Consider the following 21354-nt stretch of genomic DNA (forward strand, 5'->3'; position numbering starts at 1 on the left):
GTGCGGCACGAAAAGCTAAGAGCAGCCTGATAATGTTAAAGACTTTAGCACAAAGTCAGGTGCTATTTATGAAACTCAAAGAAAGTTTTAGATAAAACAGGTAGCTATGACCGTGTATGATGATGTGTATCAGCTAATAAAAGAGTGAGCTAGGGTGACATGATCACATTGAGAGAACTTGGAAACGATGACCAGTTATTATTGGTGAAGTATTTGAATGATCCTGACGTGATCCGATATTTGTCTTCAAAGATCCCAAGTCCGTATACAGTTGATGATGCTAATTGGTGGATCGAAACGGGTTCAAAAGACCATGCCATCGCAAAAGCGGTTGAATTTAATGGTGTCTTTTGTGGTGTTATTGGCGCGTATACTCAAGTGTTTGAATATGCGCACAGTGCTGAAGTCGGCTATTGGATTGCAAAACCTTATTGGGGCAAGGGCATTGCAACACAGGCTTTACGGTTATTCAGCAATGATATATTTAATCAAACGAGTATTAGCCGATTATTTAATCCAGTATCAGCACCTAATATTGCTTCTATGCGCGCACTTGAAAAAGCGGGCTATCAACTTGAGGGGGTGTTACGTCGTTCGGTTTGTAAAGCGGGAGACTGCTATGACGAGCATGTGTTTGCGAGATTAAAGTCTGAAAAGGGTAAAAGCTGCGTGGAGTAAAGAGAAAGTTTAAATAACAATAAGCACACACTTTGGCACTTATTGTTATTTTTCATGGTAATAAATTTGCAGCTAAGTGCTTAATACCAAGGCATTGCGTCAAGCTTTATCTCTTTACCAACGACCTTGATGATCAAAGGCACTAAGCGTTCCTGCTCTGGGCTAACAAATGAAAATACGTGGCCATGAATGTGCTTGCTCTTTAAGTCAGGCGCATCAACAATACCAAACATTTCTGTTGAAGCGACTTCTACAGATAGCTTTTGTTTTGCCACTTTTTCTTCAATTGCTTCTTGCGTCGGGTCGACAATCGGTGTTGTTCGAGCTGTGCGTCCTGCACGGTGAATATAGTCATTACTATTTACTGGCAGGTCGTAGTTGATCACATAATAAAGCTGGTCAATATCGATACCACGAGATGCAATATCAGTCGCGACTAATAGTTTGCAATCACCATTTTTAAACTCGGCGAGGCTTTGTTGGCGTTTCTTCTGCGGGATCTCATTGTGAATACCCTGACAGCTAAAGCCTTGCTCAGCCAGCTGCGCGACTAAATTATTCACATCGTGTTTAGTGCGTGTAAAAATGAGGGCTTTATCGCAGTTCAACATTTTTAATAATGTCGTTAAATTTTCTGATTTTTTATCGCGCGAGCATTTATACATCGTATGCAATATTTTGTTTACAGCCGGCTGTGTTTTGCTTGCTGTGATCTTCTTTGTATGTTGCTGATGAGTTTCGCTGTATTTGGCTAGCGCATTGGAATCAGTAGCAGAGAAAATCACCAGCTGTCTTTTGGCTGGTAACGCTTCCATGATGGTTCTGAGTTCTTTAACAATCCCCATGCTCACCAGGCGGTCAGCTTCATCCATTACAAAATGTTGTACTTCAGAAAGTGAGAATACACCTTCTTTTAATAAATCAACTAAGCGCTTTGGTGTTGCAACTAAAATATCAGTACCACGTTTAAAACGTTTTGTTTGTGACGTGATACGCACGCCACCAAATACACTGATGGTTCTAAGTTTAAGGTCCGTGTCAAACTCAGCAATAGAGGCCTCGACTTGTAGCGCCAATTCGCGTGTTGGGACTAAAAATAGTGCACGTAAAGGTCTAACTTGTTTATCACTATGATCAACTTGACTTAACTCTTGTAGAGTTGGCAACAAATAAGCTGCAGTTTTACCTGTGCCTGTTGGCGCAATCGCATAGGTATCAGCCCCTGATAGCACGGCGCCAATAGACTTTTCTTGAATTTCAGTCGGTGTAGTGTAACCAAGGCGTTTTATATTTGCTTGAAGGGTCGGGTTAAGCCCGAGCTTTGCGAAAGTTGTCATGTTGACCTGTCTATAGGATAGTAAAGGCGTATTATAGCGAGTTTTTTCAAGAGTGCACAGCGCATAATGAATGGCAAAGCCTGTATTACTTTAAAATGTGCCAAAGTGAGCTGTACACTCCTTCATTCAAGGCAATTAGAGTGCTAAGTTTCCGCTACGATGTCTTTGTGGCGCTTTGTTTAAACTTTCACATCAATAATTGACTGCCCAGCGTCAAGACCTAACTCCTCTACGAGTTGGGTATAAATGGCATCTTTGCTGTCTTGGCTTAAATTTGCATATTGCTGACTTGAGTCGGTGGCGTCAGAAACCAACTCAGCAAATTGCGCTGCGATTGAACTCAAATCAATGGAGGCCTGTGTATTTTGGTCAGGTGGGGGCGGTGGTCGCTGCCCCTTGTCTACGCCGGCAAGCTCTCCTATTGCTTTTGCATCAAAGCCTGCATCTGCCATTAATTGTCCGAGTTGTTTGCCTGGTTTTATGCCCGCTTCAGAAAAAGCACTAATAATGGCTTGTGCACCTTCTGTAGACAAGTTTTCAGGGTCAAATTCAGCGAGCGTATCTGCGATGGTACTCTGCTGCTCTTGATTGAATTGAGCGTTTTTATAAGTCGTATCATAGGAGTTCGCAGAGGGAATGCCGTTGATCATATTGTTGCCTTGGATGAGTGGCCTTGGGTAGGATAACGATAGGAACGAATTGTGCAAAAAGTGTGTAAATAGCTGGTTTTGGCTGTTTTTAAATCACATTTTAACTATTTAAACCATACAGGCCGTTAATTGACCTTTGTTTTATAAGGAAAAAGATGAACTTACTTGCAATGCATGTGTCTATACTTTAGCCTTGCAATGTTGAAAAAGTTTAATTTGTGATGTTGATGACACGGTATTTACACAGTTTGGTTTTAATTGCGTTGCTTTTTGCCGTTATAGGGCAAAGCTTTGCGGCTGCCGATCTGCCTTGTAAAATGATGATGCAACACATGTCAAGTGCTGCCCATCAACACTCGTTACAGCAAACGCTTTCTGGTCACGATACGTTACATAGAATTAGCCCATCTCAAAATAGCGCACATCAAAGTGGCGATGATGATATGCATGCACATCACGCTATTCAAAGTGGTATGTCAGCTATGATGATGGGCATGGAAAATAGCAGCGACAAAGACTGCTGTAAAACGCAGTGTGGTTGTCCACCGAGTGGCTGCGTGCCCTTTGCCTTAGCACTTTTCAATAACAAGTTATTGTTCAATGTTACACCGTATACGCAACCGCGCTTTTATTTAACTGCGTTTATCGACTCGCCAATTCATAGCTTATATAAACCCCCTATCTTTGCCTAACCTAGGACCAGTGCGTCCAAAATCTCTTACTTTGAATGATTTTTAGTCATCAAGGTTAACCGTTATTACACTTAACGTAATGCAATAATTGATTTTATACACCCTATCGACGTGAGATTTATGCTGATTTGCAGTCGGTAATTTCTGATAGTAGGGCAGAAAATGAGTAGGCGAACTATGAATTCTGTTTCGACCGTTGTTATTTATGATTTTTATATATCACCGATGTTTGTGGGGGGCAGTATATGAAAATACTTCAAGTAATGACTGTTTCCACACTATTAAGTACTACATACGGAGTGTTAGCAAGCACCCCACCAGAGCTAACCTTGTCTATGGCTATTACACAAGCGCAACAAAATGACCTTTGGCTTGTGCAAAGCAAGCATACGCAGGCCGCCTTGAGCGCACAGGAAGTAGCGGCGGGTACATGGCAAGATCCGACAGTATCACTGACAGTTAATAATTTGCCAAGTCATGATTTAGCGTTCAATCAAGACAATATGAGCCAATTTAAAGTGTCGATGGCGCAGGTTATTCCGCGTGGTGATTCATTACAGATCAAACAAAAAGTATTAGCGCTTGAGGCTCAGCAACAGCCCATTTTACGTGCTGAACGACAAGCAAAAGTCGCTATGACAGTCAGTGAATTATGGCTAAATGCGTATGCAGCGAAGATGACCATTGAGCTTATTCGTAAAGATGCCCATTTATTTGAACAGCTTGTTGAAATCAGTGAAGCAAACTATGGCTCTGCTTTGGGTCAAACGCGTCAGCATGATGTGATCCGTGCGCAATTAGAATTGACTCAATTGCAAGATCGGCTTGTTGTGGAGCAACAGCGTTTGGCAACTCAGAAGGCCCAATTGTTAAATTGGTTACCTAAATACAATACGTCACGTAATGCGTGGCAATTGAATACAGCCAATGAGACATTCACCATAGCGAAAGCATTACCAACAAATGCGCACTTTGCTGTGGTATTAGCCTCTGTTGAATCACTTACGCCGTTTAGCGATGAAGTAGTAACACAGTTGATGCACCACCCTTTGTATTTGGCGCAAGGTAGATTGATTGAATCAGCAAAGCAATCTGTTGCACTGTCGAAGCAAAAATATAAGCCACAATGGGGTGTGAACGCCAGTTATGGTTATCGAGGGGAGGACCCAGCGGGGGTGGAACGTCACGATTTGCTCTCCATTGGCGTCAGCTTTGATTTACCAATTTTTACGGAAAATAAGCAAGATAAAGAAGTGCTTAGTGCACAAAGCCGCACTGAAGCTCTAAAAACTGCACAGTTACTAATGTTAAAAGAGCTGGGCGCTGGGCTTGCAACAGAGCAGCAGGCATTAACACAGTTGCAAAAACGTTTAAAGCTATATAAACACACCATACTTGAACAAAGCCATCAGCAAGCGGAGGCTGCGCTAAGTGCCTATAACAATGATGATGGTGATTTTAATACCGCTGTACAAGCCAAAATCACCGAGTTGAATGCGCGCATCGCGACACTGAATATAGTTGTTGAAAAGCTAAAAACGTTAGCACGAATTAAATACTATTTAGCAGGAACCGATACCTCGCTGGATAAACCAGTAGGAGTATCGTATGAATAGCAAAGTAGCACTGGTCATTGGCGCCAGTTTAGGGGCTGTCTTATCGTATTTTACAGTGAGTTGGGTTGGCTTAAACACGGCTTCAGACATTGTATTAAATGATGGACCTCCCCAGCCATTGTATTGGGTTGCGCCAATGGATGACAATTATCGCCGTGATAAACCTGGGCTATCGCCGATGGGGATGGACTTAGTTCCTGTGTACGCAAATGAGGGGGCTCAGGCATCGACGAGTCCTGGCACCATCACCATTAACCCCGCAGTAATTAACAACTTGGGTGTAAGAACCGCTCCTGTGCAATTTAAGGCACGGCAGCAACATATTGAAACGGTAGGCTATGTACAATATGACCAAGAAAGTATGGTGCATATACACCCGCGAGTGGAAGGTTGGGTTGAAACCCTGTATGTCAAATCAGCCGGGGATAGAGTCTCGCAAGGGCAGCCACTTTATACATTGTATTCACCTCAGTTAGTAAATGCGCAAGAAGAATACTTGATCGCACTTAAACGCAATAATCGCACTGTGATGCGCGCCGCAGCTGACAGGCTTAGGGCTTTGCAACTTTCTGATGAGTTTATTGAAACCCTTAAAAAGCAACAACAAATACGACAATCAATCACTTTTTATGCGTCGCAGTCAGGGGTAGTAGATGTATTAAATATTCGCGAAGGGTTTTACGTAAAACCGGGTACGACCCTTATGAGTGTTGCAACACTTGATCAGGTTTGGGTCGAAGCTGAAGTGTTTGAGCGCGATACCGCATTTATTGAGATAGGTTTACCCGTAACCATGACGCTTGACTATTTACCAAATAAGCAATGGCTGGGTAAGGTTGATTATATTTACCCTAGTTTAAATGCAACGACACGGACGTTGCGAGTTCGCTTGAAGTTTGATAATCCACAACAGCAGCTTAAACCAAACATGTTTGCGCAAATTAGTATTGCAGCGCAATCTCAGCAAGCTCAATTGCAAGTTCCTAAAGAAGCGGTTATTCGTACGGGGAAGCAGGATAGGGTTGTGCTGGCCTTGGGGGAAGGTCAGTTTAAGTCCGTGGCGGTTACCGTTGGAAACGTCGATCATGATTTTATACAAATTATTGAGGGTCTTGGTAAAGAAGATGTTGTGGTGACATCAGCACACTTTTTAATTGATTCTGAGTCGAGTAAAAATTCAGACTTTAAGCGCATGAATTACGATGATGTGAACAACAGGGTATCGGTGTCAGCAAAGGTCGTTGCAATAGACACTAAAAATCGCATATTGACGCTTGACCATGGCGCAATTGAAGCGTGGAACTGGCCACAAATGGTGATGGATTTTCCTGTGCCTACGTCAGTAGATATGACGACGTTGAGTAAAAACACCCAGTACACTTTTGACATTGAAAAAAGTCATAATAATGAGTATCAAATCACCGCTCATTCCCCTTCACTTGATATTACACAAGTGCAAAGTGCTACTGTTACTGGGCGCGTGAATGCTATTAATACGGCGAATCGAGTAGTTAATATAAGCCGTGGGCCTATTACTAAGTGGCAACGTGGAGCAGCTACTATGGATTTTGTCCTGGCCAATGAGCTGGATATTGCATTACTAACGCAAGGGCAACATATCACATTTACGTTTGAAGTTCGGGACGATCTTGTGGTGGTGGCATTTTCAAATCAAGAGACTATGCAGAGTGTTATCCATGATAGCACCATGGATAACATGGAAGGCATGCAACATGATTGAATCGGTGATCCATTGGTCGGTTAAAAACCGGCTTTTTGTGCTTATGCTGTGCATTATTTTGGCCGTAGGTGGTGTTTTTTCGATAAAAAACACGCCAGTAGATGCGTTACCAGATCTGTCGGATGTGCAGGTGATTGTTAAAACCAGTTACCCTGGGCAATCTCCTCAAGTGGTGCAAGATCAAGTCACGTTTCCGTTGACGACGGCGATGTTATCGGTGCCGGGCGCCAAGACGGTACGTGGTTTTTCATTTTTTGGTGACTCTTACGTGTACATTATTTTTGATGATGATACCGATTTATATTGGGCGAGAAGCCGAGTATTAGAGTATTTAAGTCAAGTTGCACCGACGCTTCCTGATAACGCTAAACCTCAGTTAGGGCCTGATGCCACAGGGGTGGGCTGGGTGTATATGTATGCATTAGTTGATAAAACAGGGCAACATGACATTAGCCAGCTGCGTAGTTTACAAGATTGGTTTTTAAAGTATGAATTGCAGGCGGTATCGGGTGTATCTGAGGTTGCCGCCATCGGTGGCATGGTTAAACAGTATCAAGTGCAAGTCGACCCCGATAAGCTGCGAGCTTATGGCATATCACTGGCACAAGTACAATTGGCTATTGCGCGGGGCAACCAAGAAACAGGCGCTTCTGTGGTCGAAATGGCGGAAGCTGAATATATGGTTACAGCGACTGGCTATATACAGAGCGTCGCTGATATTACCGCCATTCCTTTAGGGTTAAATAGCCAAGGTACAGCACTGCGCATTGGCGATGTTGCAGAGGTTAACTTAGGGCCACAAACTCGTCGGGGTATTGCAGAGCTCAATGGTGAAGGTGAAGTGGTTGGTGGGGTTGTGGTTATGCGCTTTGGTGAAAATGCACAACAGACCATTGCGGGAGTCAAAGCAAGATTAGCTCAGTTAGCTCAAGGTTTACCTGATGGTGTTGAGATTATCACGGTATACGACCGTTCATTATTAATTGAACAAGCAGTAGATAATCTATGGTCTAAGTTACTTGAAGAGCTGGCGGTTGTGGCGTTAGTGTGTGTGGTGTTTTTGTTTCATATACGCTCATCAATTGTGGCGGTGATCAGTTTGCCGATGGGCATACTTGTTGCCTTTTTAGTGATGTACAGTCAAGGTATTAACGCCAATATTATGTCTTTAGGTGGTATTGCTATTGCCATTGGCGCGATGACTGATGGTGCAATAGTGATGATTGAGAATATGCATAAGCATATGGAAAAAACGCCCTTAACAGATAGCAATCGCTGGGAAATAGTCACGAAAGCGGCATCGGAAGTTGGCCCCGCGTTATTCTTTAGCTTGCTGATCATCACAGTGAGCTTTTTACCTGTGTTTATTTTAGAAGCACAGGAAGGGCGAATGTTTGCGCCACTGGCTTATACCAAAACTTACGCGATGGCGGCGTCTGCTGGGTTAGCTATCACCCTGATTCCAGTATTAATGGGGTATTTCATCCGTGGCAAAGTGATATCAGAGCGCAAAAACCCTATAAATAAGCTATTGATTGCAGCATATATACCAGTATTAAAAAAGGTATTAACGTGGCCAAAAACAACATTGGTGATGGCGTTTGTTGTAACCGTGCTCGGCTTTTATCCGATGAATAAAATAGGGAGTGAGTTTATACCGCCATTGGATGAAGGCGACTTAATGTATATGCCCACCACTTACCCCGGTATTTCAATTGGTAAAGCCAGAGAGTTATTACAGCAAACTGATAAGTTGATCCGCACTGTACCTGAAGTTGAATTGGTATTTGGTAAAGTGGGCAGAGCTGAAACGGCTACTGACCCCGCGCCACTAACCATGATTGAAACATTTATCAAGTTGAAACCACGCAGTGAATGGCGTGAAGGTGTTACTACTGATTCTCTTAAGCAAGAGTTGGATGCTGTAGTGAAGTTTCCAGGTGTGACAAATGCATGGGTGATGCCTATTAAAACCCGTATCGATATGTTGGCGACGGGCATAAAAACCCCCGTTGGCCTTAAAGTCGCGGGACCAAACTTAGACACTATTCAAGCTATTGGACAAGACATAGAACGCATTTTGTCTGATGTGGCGGGGACTGCATCTGTGTATTCAGAGAGAGTAGCTGGTGGTCGTTACATTAAAGTCGATATTAATCGGCACAAAGCGGCCCGATATGGTTTGAATATTGCGGATATTCAGCAAGTCATTACAACAGCAATTGGCGGCATGAATGTTGCCCAAACCATTGAAGGGCAAGAGCGTTATCCAATAAATGTGCGTTATCCACAGGATCACCGTGACTCCCCTGAACAACTAGCCCGATTGCCAGTGGTAACGCCTGCTGGTCTGCGCATTGCATTAGGGGATGTTGCCGATATTTATATTGAATCTGGCCCGCCGGGTATAAAAAGTGAAAATGCCCGTATCAATGGCTGGACCTTTATTGATATCGAACACAGTGATATTGGTAGCTACGTAACGCATGCGCAGCAGGTATTAGAGCAGCAACTTGAATTACCTGTTGGGTATTCTGTTACTTGGGCCGGACAATATGAATATATGGAGCGTGCCAAAGCCAAGCTTGCGTATGTATTACCCCTGACTTTGGCAATTATCGTAGTATTGCTGTACTTAAATTTTCGCAGTTTTCGAGAGGTTTTTATCATCATGGGTACCTTACCGTTGGCTATGATTGGTGGCCTGTGGCTGCTATATTTTGAAGCGTTTAATTTCTCTGTTGCTGTTGGGGTTGGCTTTATTGCCTTAGCGGGAGTCGCCGTGGAGATAGGGGTGATCATGTTGGTGTACCTGAACCAAGCGCGTGACACACTACTCGCCAAAAATGAACAACTCACCACATCTGTATTACGGGATGCCATTTTACAAGGGGCGGGTATGCGTGTACGCCCTGTTATGATGACTGTCGCAACCATAATCATCGGTTTACTGCCTATTTTGTATGGCAGTGGTACTGGCTCAGAAGTGATGAGTCGAATTGCAGCACCTATGGTTGGTGGTATGTTCAGTGCGGTGATACTTACTTTATTGGTGTTACCTGCGGTGTATTTTTTACTGAATAAGCCGAGGATATGCCCATCTTTATAGTCGTACTTTTAGAGCTCTGTTGAAAGTGAACGGCATACTCGAAGAGTCGCTAGTGGCGACTCTTCGAGTAACTCTACAAAGGTTAATTATTTAAAGAGATCCAAATAGATGAACTCACATATTGACGATATTCTGGTTGGGTTAAAAAAGCCCAGTCAGGTTTTCGTTGCTTTAAAAATGCTCTAAATTGGGCGTAGTCTTTAGGTGCCCCAGCGTATCCAAAGAGCTGAATTTCCATGCTAGAAAATTGAATTTCTTCTGTCGGTGTTGGGAAAGCATCTCCAAATGCTAAGTCTGGAATATTAGCGGAAATTGGACCTCGAATAGACCAATCTGCATATTCATCGCGTACTTTAAACTTAAATGACCATCTTGCTTGATAAAATCGTTCGTCAATGTGACTAAAATCATAATTTAATGACTGGCTCTGAGTTAGATTGATAATATCATCAGATAAAGAGTGAAGTGACTCAGGCAGTTCGTTTAACTCTACTTGACCGTCGCTGTTAATGTAACTTCTAGACTGAGTATGCAAGTTGATCCTTACACCATTGCTGTCTAAATAATCATCAGCATATTGAGTAAGCATATTATGTTCGGTGATAGTCGGATAGACAAAGATTGGACTCAGGTTGTTAGTAGCGGTCCTGGTCGGCTGAGCTGCAACTTTATTGAAGTCATGCTCAATGTAACTAATCGTTCTAAATTCATTCGCCGAAGTACTTAATTCAGGCTGTACTAATATACCATCATGCGTAAAGCTTTCATTCGTTAGTTGGTAGCTAGTTGCAGATTCATCGAGGGTTATGAGAGCCCCTTTACTATAGCTACCATCGTTTGAAGTCAGTGTGAATAACATGGTTTTATTTGAATTTTTAGTTGGATCAAAGCAAATAGTCGACGAGGTTGTTAATGGCGTACTTTGATCTTCACTACTTACAGGGGCATGCCAGTAATTTAGAGAATAATTATCATAAGTTACTTGAGTAAGCCCAGAAATATCGACCTTAACCCAGGTACAGTCTGTAGGAGGTGCAACGTTACTATTATCAACTGGAGCGTCGAAATAAAAGTTACCTAGCTCTCCACCTTGTTCTATGTTGAGTTCAGTATATATTTTTCTATCATACTGGTCCTTATTGTCATAAAAGCCGCTATAACGATATCCGATTATCGAGATATGTTTGGCATTTTCAGGAACCTCGGCAGAAAATTGTCCGGTATTGTCTAACTTTTGCGTCAATATAGCTTTACCTTCACTATCATGCAGTACAACAGTTGCTTGATAAGGCTCATTGTCTCTATCAAATGTGTTAAGCGATACCGTACTGGTGTTGTTAACCGTATTTTGTGAAGAGCCAATATTTTGGTTTGATGTATCACTGCTACCTCCACATGCGGCTAGGGTAATCGTAAGTGAAGTGGATACTAATAATTGAGTGTATTTGTGCATTACAAGTCCATTGTTAATGTTTGTACCTTAATTGTCTCCTTATTTAAAAATGAAAGCAACATTTACAAAAGTACACAGGTTGTATCAACGAGGTACCTTTGATTGCTGAATAACACTTAATACTGTTATTTGAGTCGTTGACTTATCACGTTGTTTAGATCTCAGCTAAGGTCATGGTTAAAGTAGTTATTTATAAAATTGAATGGTGTTTTGTAAAGTCGGGATAGATAACAGATAGCGCTGAAAGGTTATACCATCTGTTTTTACATACCCTGAGAACTTTAAGCCCAGTTTTTGTAAAACTTTGATTGATGCCTTATTATCTGCAATAACGTCGCCAAAAAATTGCGATACCCCGAGTTCACTTTTACAGTAAGCAGTGCATGCTAATGCCGTCTCAGTTGCGTAGCCGTTTCCCCAATATTGGGGTAAGAATCGATAACCAATATCAGGAGCCCGACTTCAGGAATATATTTTAATCCGCAAAATCCAATAACTTTATGTGTTTGGTTATCTAATACAGCCCAGCGGCCATATCCATATAAAGCATATTCACGGAGCCAAATATTTGAAATCACCGTCTGTGCATCGTTTAGGGTCAATATTGAGGAATTATCAGCGGTATATTGTGTCACGGTTGGATCACTGTTAAGTGACAATACAGAGGCCGCATCTTCTAGAGCGAACTCTCGAATAACTGTACGTAAGGTATTAATTTTCATGTTTTTTATCATTTATCTGCTGGGTAATACATGATAAGTTCTTAACTGTGGTGAAAACAGATACAGATCAATGCAAGATATACAGTACAGTTGATGAGTGAATACAAATATAAATCATTACAAGATACGCTGGAACGTAATATCAAGGCAGGCGTATTTTCACATAAGTTACCTTCAATTAGAGCAATGGCCAAAAGTCAAAACGTTAGTATGTCTACCGTACAAAAAGCGTATGAGGGGCTAGAGCTATTAGGGCTTATTCAGGCGCGCCCGAAACAAGGTTATTTTATATGTGAGCACAGGGAATTGGATTATGGCTCGGACTATCAGCGTATTGTGGTTGATGAGTTAGACGAGCAACAGGTGCTATTAACATTAAATGATGAAAACTTGGTCCCTTTGTCTGCAACTGCGCCAAGCTCTGTACTCAATAATCATGTATTGCTGAGTAAATTACATAATAAGTCCTTCGATAGGTCGATGTATCAATTTAGGGTTAAAGATGAAGTACAAGGGGAGGCGCAATTAAGACAAACGATCAGCCAATTTTTATGGCGACAAGATCATGTCATAGGCCCAGAGAATATTCATATTGTTTCAGGGCACAGAGAAGGCTTAGTGAGTGCATTGACGGCTTCTGGAGCACTCGGTAACACCGTTGCGGTTGAATCTCCTACCTCATTTTATTTCCAGTCAGTCATTAAGCGTGTGTGTAAAAGCATTATTGAGATCCCAATGCAAACTCGTTTCATCAACGAATTGCAACTGCTTGATCAAGCACATAAAGCATACGGTTTTTCAACGTACTTAGTTAACCCCAGTTTCAATGATCCTACTGGGCGTGTGTTATCTTATAGCGATAAGTGTGCTTTATTAGCATGGGCTGAACAGAACGCAGTGACAATTATTGAGTATGATAGAAGTGAATTGTATTTTGGCACCAATAAGCCCTTATCTTTAGCACAATTAGCCTCGGGTTTTCCAAAACTACCTTTGATCAGTATTCAAGATTTTTTTGATACAGTGTCTACGCGGATCTGTTTAGGTTTTGTGATTTGCTTCAATACAGGGCTGTTGTTTTCTCAAGCAAAACACACCCTTACTGAAGAACCAAATTTACACATGCAAAATGTCGTCAATGAACTTATTTGTTCAGGAGGTTATGAAAAATTACTATGCCAGTTACGCAATAAATTGAAAGAGAACTATCATTACACCCTGAAAATTTTTGAAGCTAATTTACCAAATTATATAACGTTTTTACCTGTTCAAGGCGGGCCGTGCTGTTGGTTTTTTACCGGTGAAAAGTCGAGTTCAGATATTTGGGAATCGTTGATCAATGAGGGCGTAGCGATTGCACCGGGTGCCATGTTTGGCTCAAATGATAAGTTTGAGCACTATTGTAGGATCACCTTTGCGTTACCCTGGAATACAGACTTAGCTTTGGCTATAAGAAAAGTTTGTATAGCCTTGGAATCATCTTATTTAGGTTGTCCAAGCATCCGCTTTAGTGTCGTATCTTTATCAATCACATGGTGCTTTATTGCGCCTACTATGTGTAAAACTAAAGCGCCAGTTAAAATATAGGCTATCCATGAGTGTGACAGTTTTGCACTGTAGTAAATAGTTTCATTGAAAGCAATCACTTCACCATTTAACTCATTTCTAGTTACTAATTCAAAACCAAATATATTAATACCATATCCACCAAACCCAGAGTACAGCATGCCAGATATTGGCAGAGCAAGCGTACCTAGTAATAGTAACCAGTGGACGATGATAGAAAGGTGATGTTCATGTTTTGGATAGCCACTGGCAGGTGCGGGAAAGCCTTTTTTCAAGCGCCAGATCACTCTGGGTAAAATGATAAGTATCGCTAAAACACCAATTGCTTTGTGGATTGGGTAGAGTGACCATACTTCCCAGTAGACCATGTAGTATCCGATGACAATGATCCCAATCATGGTTAAGCCAACAAGCCAGTGCAGTGATATGGTTAACGGAGATAAGGTTGAGTTGTCTTTATTCATTAAAGTTTCTCGAGTAAGTATCTGATTAAAGTATTGCTCAAGCTTAAATGAAGAAAACCCCTAATTTACATGGCTTAGGGATGAATGGAGGAGTAATGTGATAAGCCTTGCTCTTTCCTCCATTCACCCCATTTTACCTGTTATCGACTGGCGATAAGTGTGCGAATGGTCGAGCGCTGGCTTTTGCTGATAGGAATAACTTGGCTATCGATTAGATAAGCGCTTGCATGACCTGCAGGGTGGTTTTTGAGCTGTTCAATATAATCAAGATTAACCAAGTAAGAGCGATGGCATTGAACAAAGTCATCTTTTGGCAGTAAGTTATGTAATTGCTTTAATGTTGCACGAGTCAAATAAGTACGCTCTTGTGTGACAACCTCCATATAATTGCCAGCAGCCTGAACAAACAGTATATCTTGATACGCAAGCGTGTGCGTTAAGCCATCGACTTCAATCATTAACGTATTGACTTTCGAACTAGTGTGATTATGTTGTAGTGCGTTTATTGACGTGTTGGGCTTGTGGAATAAGACCTGTTTTAGATGCCACAGCAAAATGACAATGAGGAGTGCTGCAGCATGCTTAGGCCAAATAAAGAAAAGACTGTGAACAATACTGATGTCTGACTGTGATACCTCAAGGGCCACAGAAAATGTGAGGCTCAGAGACAGGGTTGAAATACTTAATACGCAATAAAAGAGGCGACTTGACAGTGCAAACTTGCGTCGCGACTGCAACATATGCAGGACAAATGGGGTGAGTATGAGCCAAATACCCCATTTCTGAAGTGGAAATGTAATTGAGTCAATAAGGCTAATCGACTTGTGTTCTATAAATACGCTGTTGATCAAGCAATTCGCAAAAATTAAGCACATAAACATCACCCACCCGATACTCGAAATACAATGGTCATGCTTTAAAAGCGGTGCCACGTTTTTTTTACTTCCCATGGTTTTGATGACTCCTTTATACAATGAAAAACGACATGATTATTTGTCAGTTTAAGGTTGTTAATTGTTGTTTATTTGATAAAGAAAAGTTTTAAAAATATAGAGGTGGTTAATATTTTTATGCGATTTGACTGCACTTTAAGCAAACAGTTCCCAAAAAGAAATTATTTCATTAAATACAATTGCAAATGTGAATTAATATCATTAACCTTCTCGTGGTTTTGCACCTTCTGTGCAGTAAATTTCTAGTTTGGAGTGTATTAATGCGTTACTCAGTTTTATGTTTAGCAATCGGTTCAGCAATAGCGACATCGAATGTATTAGCTAAGTCGTCTGAAATTGAAGTGATTGAAGTGAAGGGGACTTACTTTAATGACTACAAAGTTGATACGGCGAAAGGTGCAATGCGAACGGATGCTTCTTTACTAGAGACTGCACAATCAGTATTTGTTATCTCAGACACCGTGATTGATGAACAATTAGCGACCACGCTGGGTGAAGTTTTAAATAACGATGCAAGTTTAACGGCTGGTTCTAAACAGCGTAACCGTGAAACATTCAATTTGCGTGGCTTTGGTTTAAGTTCATCTAACGGGTATTTGCGTGATGGACACCAGCATTGGTCGCACTATCAGCAGCCCATTGAAACATTAGAGCAAGTAGAGGTCATTAAAGGCCCATCAAGTATTTTGTATGGTCAATCTGGTCCCGGTGGTTTAGTGAACATGGTGACCAAAAAGCCAACGGCTAAAACTGTTATGAATTTTGGGCTTGATGTTGACCATTTAGGCTCTACTAGAGCGACCGCTGACTTTGGTGGTGCTATTACCGATGAAGAAGACTTACGTTACCGTGCGGTACTCGTTAAGCAAGACGTCACCTTTGACCGAGAATATGTCGATGGCAATGAGCGCACACGAGACCGCTTTTTAGGCTCAATGGTACTTGACTATGATATTAACGATAGCAGCTTTGTGCGCGTACATTACGACCGAACAAATGACAAGGCAGGCCTTGATACGGGTGCTTGGTTAGACAGCAAAGGCCAAGTAATTGGTAGTGATAAAACAATCAGAGACTTTTCGTGGGCATTTACTGACATAACGGTTGAAAATAAGGGCATTGATTTTACGCATGCACTCACAGAAAACTTCCAAGTAACGGTTGGATATAATGAGCAAGACTTCTCCCGTCAGCGTTTTGAGTCTGCACCAAGAAAGCCAAAGGATTATCAAGTTGGAGACAGTTACGGCTCGCGTCCTTACGACCGTTATGACGATTGGCAGTTTACGACTGCATTTGTTGATGTAACGGGTGAATTTGAATTAGGTGGTTTTGATCATCAAGTGCTTATTGGTGCTAACTCATTAGATTATTATTATGGACAGTTACGCGTAAGAGCGAGTGCGGTCGATTTTGTTGAAGGTCAAACTCAGCCTGCTCGCCCTGACATTAGTTATGCGACAGATGATTCTTTATATACCAGTGAATTCGACTATTACGGCCTTTATGTTCAAGACTTAGTGACTATTAATGAGCAATGGCAGGTGTCTTTAGGCGGCCGCTATGACAAGCAAAATAAAGAAGGCGCAGACAATGAGTCGTTTTTACCAAAAGGGGGGGTGTTATACCACCCAAGTGAGAATGGCACTGTTTATTTTAGCTACTCAGAGGGTTTTGAACCGCAGCGAAGTAGCAAACTTGATAACCTCGAAGATAAAAACCATGACATGAAGCTTGATGCGGTTACATCGCAACAGCATGAAATTGGGACTAAATGGCAGCTAGTTGATGATAGGTTATTAATTACAGCAGCTGTATTTGATATTAGCAAAACGGGTACGTTGATTACGACGGACGCAGAGGCGGGTAGTGGTTATACAACAGTCACGACTCAAGCGGGTAAGCAGCGCCATACAGGTTTTGAGTTTGCCGCACAAGGTGCGGTTAACGACCGTTTATTTGTGATGGGATCTGTCATGAACTTGGACGCAGAGTATGTCCGAGACAAAAAGTATGAAGGTAAGTCGCCTATTGATGCGCCAAAGTGGTCTGCATCTTTATGGTCTCGTTATGAATTCAGTGATGCTTTTGCAGTCAATGCTGGGGCCTTTTATCAAGGTGAACGTTTTGCCGACCCTAAAAATACGATCACTAAAGAGGCATATACTCGCATTGATGTGGGGGCAACCTATAAGCTTGGGCTTTCGCATGCAGATGTAAACGTGCGATTTAATATCGAAAACTTATTTGATAAAAATTATTTAGCTGGTGGCGGTGTTAATAATGTCACAATAGGTGAAGGCACTACCTTTAGATTGGCGCTACAAGCCGCATTTTAATCGTTATCGATAAAAAACATGACGTCGCTCACAGCGACGTCACTACTATTGCTTGCTGTTACGCGCTATTTTTGTCACTGTGGCCACCTTCGTTTTGTTACAAGGAATTCGGTTATAGCTATCAGTCATCACTCCTCATTGTTTACCGGTGTAAACCTAATTAAGGTTCAGCATAGTACGCTTAATTTTAGTAAACATATTCATTTGACATATCATATTGGGTTAATAACACAGGGAACTCAGTCGTTTAACGCAAAAGGTAAAAACGTGATAAATGGCCCTGGGCAGCTACAACTTATGGACCCTGGTATAACGCATGATGGAAGTAGCAACGAACTGAAGGTTTCTAGTAAAATATTCTCTATTTCTGTCAGTGCGATACATGAATTTCTGGATCAAAAAAATACGTCATTGCTTACTTTTTCTGATAACTGTGTTGAAGATCAGTCACTTTATTCGATATTTAGTCAGTTACACACACATATGGCTGCTGGGTATGCAAATACGCTGTGGCTTGAAAGTGTCTTTTTATCAAATTTAACATTACTTGCGACACGATATGGTCATTTTACTGAACCGAAAGTTTATTGCTTAGGGCGTTCTAATCTTGCAAAGCTAAATGCCTTTATGCATGAACATATTGCTGAGAAATTGACTGTGTCACGGCTTGCAAATGAATGTGACTTAACTGATATACAATTACTTAGGCAGTTTAAGGCGTTAACTGGCATAACTCCTTTCGCTTGGTTACTGAGAATACGCCTCGAAACCGCACTGCAGTTATTACAAAGTGGTATACGCAGTACAGATGTTGCTATGCGCGTTGGTTTTTACGACCAAGCGCATTTTATTAATGCCTTTAAACGAGCGTATGGCATAAAACCGAGTGAGTTGTATTAATTTTAGTTGTTAATTTTTTACAATGAATTGACTGTGTCATTTTCTATACTTTTGTGCGTAGACTACCTTATGGAGAAATCAGGGGAAGGCAGTCATAAAAGAAGAGGATGAATGTGATGCAAAAAATTAATTTGGCTCAAAAATTTTTATTGTTCGATGAGCAGTGGCAACCCAAAGTGGTCGCGCAAATGAATGACTATCAGTTTAAAGTCGTGAAAGTACAAGGTGAATTTGTCTGGCACCAACACGATCATACTGACGAGACTTTTATCGTTGTATCTGGACAACTCAACATCGCTTTTGTGGATGAAGTGATCACGCTCAACAGCGGTGAAATGATCGTTGTGCCCAAGGGAGTGCAGCATAAGCCCTTTGCAGAGAAAGAATGTCAAATATTGATCATTGAACCACAAGGCGTAAAAAATACTGGAGATGCAGAAGATGCATTAACCGCCAAAAATGATGTGTGGATTTAGGCGCATTCAGACCTGCCATAGTGGGCTTAATACGCCTTTGGTTAGTTAAAGGGGACTTTTTGACAAATAGTAAACCTGAGGCGGCTGCTCAAAAAATGATGACAAGTGCGCTAGCACCTGATTTGCTGTTATAAACTGTATATAGTGCTGGTGGGCTTCTACAGACTGCCAATCTTCATCTATAAGCATACAATTTTGTGCTTCATCAAAATAAATATCGACACGTAAACAGCCACTAAAGTGCCTGACGGTGGCTAAGTTATCGGATAGAAACTGTTTTAGGGCTGTGTGCTCGCCTGATTTGAGTTGGCAGAGTAAGTTAACACGGATCATGGGTATTCCTCGCTAAATGAAAGAATGTCCACCATGCACCTAAAACAATGAAGCTGTTATGGTGTTTTTAACAAAATCGTTTTTTTTCGCCAGAAGATTTATATTGATGCGGGGTGACACCAAATTTACTTTTAAATAGCTTAATAAAATGTGACGGGTCTGCATAGCCAATATCTGTTGCAATGTCAGTTACCGACCTGTTTTTGAGTAGCAATTGCGTCTTTGCATAGATGAGTCGTTTATCTAATAACCACTGCTTTGGTGTTATAGAGTAAGTGGCTTTAAACTTTCGAGCAAATGACGTGTTTGGCATGTTGCAAAGACGTGCTAAATCAGCAACAGACAGTGACAGATAGTCACTGTCTTCTATTAACCTTTTGAATCGAGTATTGAAGCCAGCCGATCCTGTCAATGAGTCAAGTAATTGATGCAGCGGCACAGGGCTCAGTGAATTTATGAGTAATAAAAGTTCAGTTGCCTTAGCGTGTAACATCCCATCATTAAGCAGGTTTCGGTAGTGATAAGCCTCTAAATTGTCGAAAAAAGGCGCCAACAACGCTGAATGTGACAAGGGAATAAATGCAGGGAGTGTATTATGTTCCTTCTTACCCGGCTGACCTTGAGGTAAGTGCTCTAGTATTGTGGGGCTAAAAAATACAAGCCAAGCTTTGAGTGCTCCGCTGGCGCTAAAGTAATCTGAGTGTAAGGTTTCGCCAGGCGTTAATAAAATGGCTGAGTCATGGGTTAGGGTGACTCTGTGACTGGATTTAGACATGATGTGCTCTTTACCTGCAACCACATAAACCAAACACAACTGATTGGTATAAAATTCGACATCAAATAAATCTTGTGTCAGCGTTTTGTAATATATTGAACAGCTTATACCTGTTACATAGCGCTTGACACCGCCAATAGTCTCTAATCCTTGAGGTAATACCAGTAAGGAGGGGTCCTGTACTTTATTGCACGCTTGCTCGCTGATAGGTCACCTCGTTTGGTTTATAGCTATAAATAATGTTGTACATGTTTATAAGTCACTGTCAACGAAGTTGTACCTCAAGTATGCGTTTTAAAGGTGGCGATAATGACACTTTATATGCTAAAACTAATTTCCACATTTTAGAAACGTACTTAGCCTCTGAGCTGTCATAGGAGTGAGCTGTCAATGAATTACCCCAAACCTCTAAAAGCAGGTAGTCGTATTGCCATTTGTGCCTTTTCATCTTCGGTACCACAAGCGTGCTATGCAAGGCTCGATAAGGCTTTGGCGTTTTTACAAGAGCAAGGCTTTGAAGTGGTTGAAGGGCAGAGCGTTCGCCATTCTGGGGAGTGGGATGCGCAAACACGGGCAAATGAGTTAAATACGTTCTTATTGGATGAGAGTGTATCTGCGGTTCTGCCTCCTTGGGGAGGAGATTTAGCAATGGCAATTTTACCCTTATTAGATTGGCCGGCGCTTCAATCAACGTCACCGAAATGGGTGGTTGGCTTCTCGGATGTAAGCACCGTTATGACCGCACTGACAACACGGTTAAATTGGGTCACCGTTCACGCAACAAATTTAATGCAATTGACGGCATTACAAACTGATCCGCTCACCCGCGCTACGTTAGGTGTACTATCACTGCAAGCCGGTGATAAATGGATACAGTCAGCGTCGAGTCACTTTGAAAAAGTGAACACTTCTCCAATTTCAGATCCAAACATGGTGTTTAACCTCACAGAAGCTACACAGTGGCGGGTATTACCCAGTCAAAATGGTATGACAAATGAAACAGTCGCATTTGCTGGTCGTTTATTAGGGGGATGTTTAGATACTCATCAGCATATCTTAAACACCGAGTTTGCTGATATAGACAATTTTGCACAACGGTATGCTGAACAGCCGCTGATTTTGTATTTTGAAAATGGAGAGCTGAGTGAAAATGGCTATATTCGCGCATTACTAGGTTTAAAATACAAAGGGGTATTTAAGCATGTATCCGGTATTGTATTTGGCCGCGATGCAGCAAATAAATGTAATGCACATCTTCACGAAAAAGTACTTATCGCTGCCTTGGGGTCTTTAAATGTCCCCATTATTTATGACCTTGATATTGGGCATAGTGCGCCTAATATGACATTACTTAACGGGGTGTATAGTGAGTTTTCTATTTCAGCTAAAGGTGCATCAATAGTGCAATATTTGCAGTGATCTAACGGTGATTATGTTGTTTTTTTGTTTATTTTGGTTTCTTTTTGATCTGCAAGTTAACATTTTCTAGTGGCGTGTTTATAGTGAAGTTTGGAATAGATTAACGTTCATCTTATTGTTTGTTAGATTAA

19 protein-coding genes are annotated in these 21354 nt (G+C 41.5%); 10 read left to right on the plus strand and 9 right to left on the minus strand.

Going from position 1 to position 21354, the window contains the following annotated elements; genetic code table 11:
- The first annotated feature begins 159 nt into the window (after positions 1–159).
- Positions 160–678 (plus strand): GNAT family N-acetyltransferase, encoded by a 519-nt coding sequence (locus PCIT_RS18980; RefSeq protein WP_010362012.1) that lies wholly within the window; start codon positions 160–162, stop codon positions 676–678.
- Positions 679–758: 80 nt separating this feature from the next.
- On the opposite strand, the gene PCIT_RS18985 is transcribed toward PCIT_RS18980, so the two are convergent.
- Positions 759–2015, minus strand: a complete 1257-nt coding sequence (locus PCIT_RS18985) for a DEAD/DEAH box helicase (RefSeq protein ID WP_010362013.1) — start codon at positions 2013–2015, stop codon at positions 759–761.
- A gap of 179 nt (positions 2016–2194) precedes the next feature.
- Positions 2195–2665 carry a hypothetical protein gene (locus PCIT_RS18990; protein WP_010362014.1) on the minus strand — a complete coding sequence of 157 codons (471 nt, stop codon included), beginning with the start codon at positions 2663–2665 and terminating at the stop codon, positions 2195–2197.
- Positions 2666–2883: 218 nt separating this feature from the next.
- Here PCIT_RS18990 and PCIT_RS18995 point away from each other — a divergent pair, with 218 nt between their 5' ends.
- The 4 genes from PCIT_RS18995 (at position 2884) to PCIT_RS19010 (ending at position 9823) form a co-directional block, all read left to right on the plus strand.
- Positions 2884–3357 carry a hypothetical protein gene (locus tag PCIT_RS18995; RefSeq protein WP_157592920.1) on the plus strand — a complete coding sequence of 158 codons (474 nt, stop codon included), beginning with the start codon at positions 2884–2886 and terminating at the stop codon, positions 3355–3357.
- Between the two features lie 245 nt (positions 3358–3602).
- Positions 3603–4973 (plus strand): TolC family protein, encoded by a 1371-nt coding sequence (locus PCIT_RS19000; protein WP_010362016.1) that lies wholly within the window; start codon positions 3603–3605, stop codon positions 4971–4973.
- The gene (locus PCIT_RS19005; RefSeq protein ID WP_010362017.1) at positions 4966–6714 is read left to right on the plus strand and encodes an efflux RND transporter periplasmic adaptor subunit; all 1749 of its coding nucleotides are present in this window, start codon (positions 4966–4968) and stop codon (positions 6712–6714) included. Before PCIT_RS19000 ends, PCIT_RS19005 begins: the two co-directional genes overlap by 8 nt.
- Complete coding sequence (locus PCIT_RS19010) at positions 6707–9823, plus strand: efflux RND transporter permease subunit (RefSeq protein ID WP_010362018.1); 3117 nt, start codon at positions 6707–6709, stop codon at positions 9821–9823. The genes PCIT_RS19005 and PCIT_RS19010 overlap by 8 nt, the downstream gene beginning before the upstream one ends.
- Positions 9824–9905: 82 nt before the next feature.
- On the opposite strand, the gene PCIT_RS19015 is transcribed toward PCIT_RS19010, so the two are convergent.
- From PCIT_RS19015 to PCIT_RS23260, 3 genes are all read right to left on the minus strand, one after another.
- Positions 9906–11276 (minus strand): hypothetical protein, encoded by a 1371-nt coding sequence (locus tag PCIT_RS19015; protein ID WP_010362019.1) that lies wholly within the window; start codon positions 11274–11276, stop codon positions 9906–9908.
- Positions 11277–11462: 186 nt separating this feature from the next.
- On the minus strand, positions 11463–11723 hold the full coding sequence (locus tag PCIT_RS23360) for a GNAT family N-acetyltransferase (protein WP_084622725.1): 261 nt from the start codon (positions 11721–11723) through the stop codon (positions 11463–11465).
- Positions 11663–11998 carry a GNAT family N-acetyltransferase gene (locus tag PCIT_RS23260; protein ID WP_010362020.1) on the minus strand — a complete coding sequence of 112 codons (336 nt, stop codon included), beginning with the start codon at positions 11996–11998 and terminating at the stop codon, positions 11663–11665. The genes PCIT_RS23360 and PCIT_RS23260 overlap by 61 nt, the downstream gene beginning before the upstream one ends.
- A 93-nt stretch (positions 11999–12091) precedes the next feature.
- On the opposite strand from PCIT_RS23260, the gene PCIT_RS19030 reads away from it, so the two are divergent.
- Positions 12092–13585 (plus strand): aminotransferase-like domain-containing protein, encoded by a 1494-nt coding sequence (locus PCIT_RS19030; RefSeq protein WP_010362021.1) that lies wholly within the window; start codon positions 12092–12094, stop codon positions 13583–13585.
- Here PCIT_RS19030 and PCIT_RS19035 read toward each other — a convergent pair.
- Together PCIT_RS19035 and PCIT_RS19040 are read right to left on the minus strand one after the other, a co-directional pair.
- On the minus strand, positions 13480–14028 hold the full coding sequence (locus PCIT_RS19035; RefSeq protein WP_084622722.1) for a cytochrome b: 549 nt from the start codon (positions 14026–14028) through the stop codon (positions 13480–13482). The two genes, PCIT_RS19030 and PCIT_RS19035, sit on opposite strands and share 106 nt — an antisense overlap.
- Positions 14029–14168: 140 nt before the next feature.
- Complete coding sequence (locus PCIT_RS19040) at positions 14169–14978, minus strand: LytR/AlgR family response regulator transcription factor (RefSeq protein WP_010362023.1); 810 nt, start codon at positions 14976–14978, stop codon at positions 14169–14171.
- Between the two features lie 263 nt (positions 14979–15241).
- Between PCIT_RS19040 and PCIT_RS19045 the strand changes: the two genes are divergently transcribed.
- The 3 genes from PCIT_RS19045 to PCIT_RS19055 all read left to right on the plus strand — a co-directional run bounded on the left by PCIT_RS19045 (position 15242) and on the right by PCIT_RS19055 (position 18696).
- Complete coding sequence (locus PCIT_RS19045) at positions 15242–17320, plus strand: TonB-dependent receptor (protein WP_010362024.1); 2079 nt, start codon at positions 15242–15244, stop codon at positions 17318–17320.
- Between the two features lie 18 nt (positions 17321–17338).
- The gene (locus PCIT_RS19050; protein ID WP_010362025.1) at positions 17339–18220 is read left to right on the plus strand and encodes a helix-turn-helix domain-containing protein; all 882 of its coding nucleotides are present in this window, start codon (positions 17339–17341) and stop codon (positions 18218–18220) included.
- A 116-nt stretch (positions 18221–18336) separates the two neighbouring features.
- A complete protein-coding gene (locus PCIT_RS19055) occupies positions 18337–18696 on the plus strand; it encodes a cupin domain-containing protein (RefSeq protein WP_010362026.1) in 360 nt (119 codons plus the stop codon).
- Positions 18697–18741: 45 nt separating this feature from the next.
- Here PCIT_RS19055 and PCIT_RS19060 read toward each other — a convergent pair whose 3' ends face one another.
- Both PCIT_RS19060 and PCIT_RS19065 read right to left on the minus strand, forming a co-directional pair.
- Positions 18742–19029, minus strand: a complete 288-nt coding sequence (locus PCIT_RS19060; RefSeq protein WP_010362027.1) for a putative quinol monooxygenase — start codon at positions 19027–19029, stop codon at positions 18742–18744.
- 67 nt (positions 19030–19096) lie between these two features.
- Positions 19097–19828 (minus strand): helix-turn-helix domain-containing protein, encoded by a 732-nt coding sequence (locus PCIT_RS19065; RefSeq protein ID WP_420492150.1) that lies wholly within the window; start codon positions 19826–19828, stop codon positions 19097–19099.
- A 366-nt stretch (positions 19829–20194) separates the two neighbouring features.
- Between PCIT_RS19065 and PCIT_RS19070 the strand changes: the two genes are divergently transcribed.
- Positions 20195–21223 carry a S66 family peptidase gene (locus PCIT_RS19070; RefSeq protein ID WP_010362029.1) on the plus strand — a complete coding sequence of 343 codons (1029 nt, stop codon included), beginning with the start codon at positions 20195–20197 and terminating at the stop codon, positions 21221–21223.
- Positions 21224–21354: the final 131 nt, after the last annotated feature.

This window comes from Pseudoalteromonas citrea, from assembly GCF_000238375.3.
In the GTDB taxonomy this organism is placed as follows: Bacteria; Pseudomonadota; Gammaproteobacteria; order Enterobacterales; family Alteromonadaceae; genus Pseudoalteromonas; species Pseudoalteromonas citrea.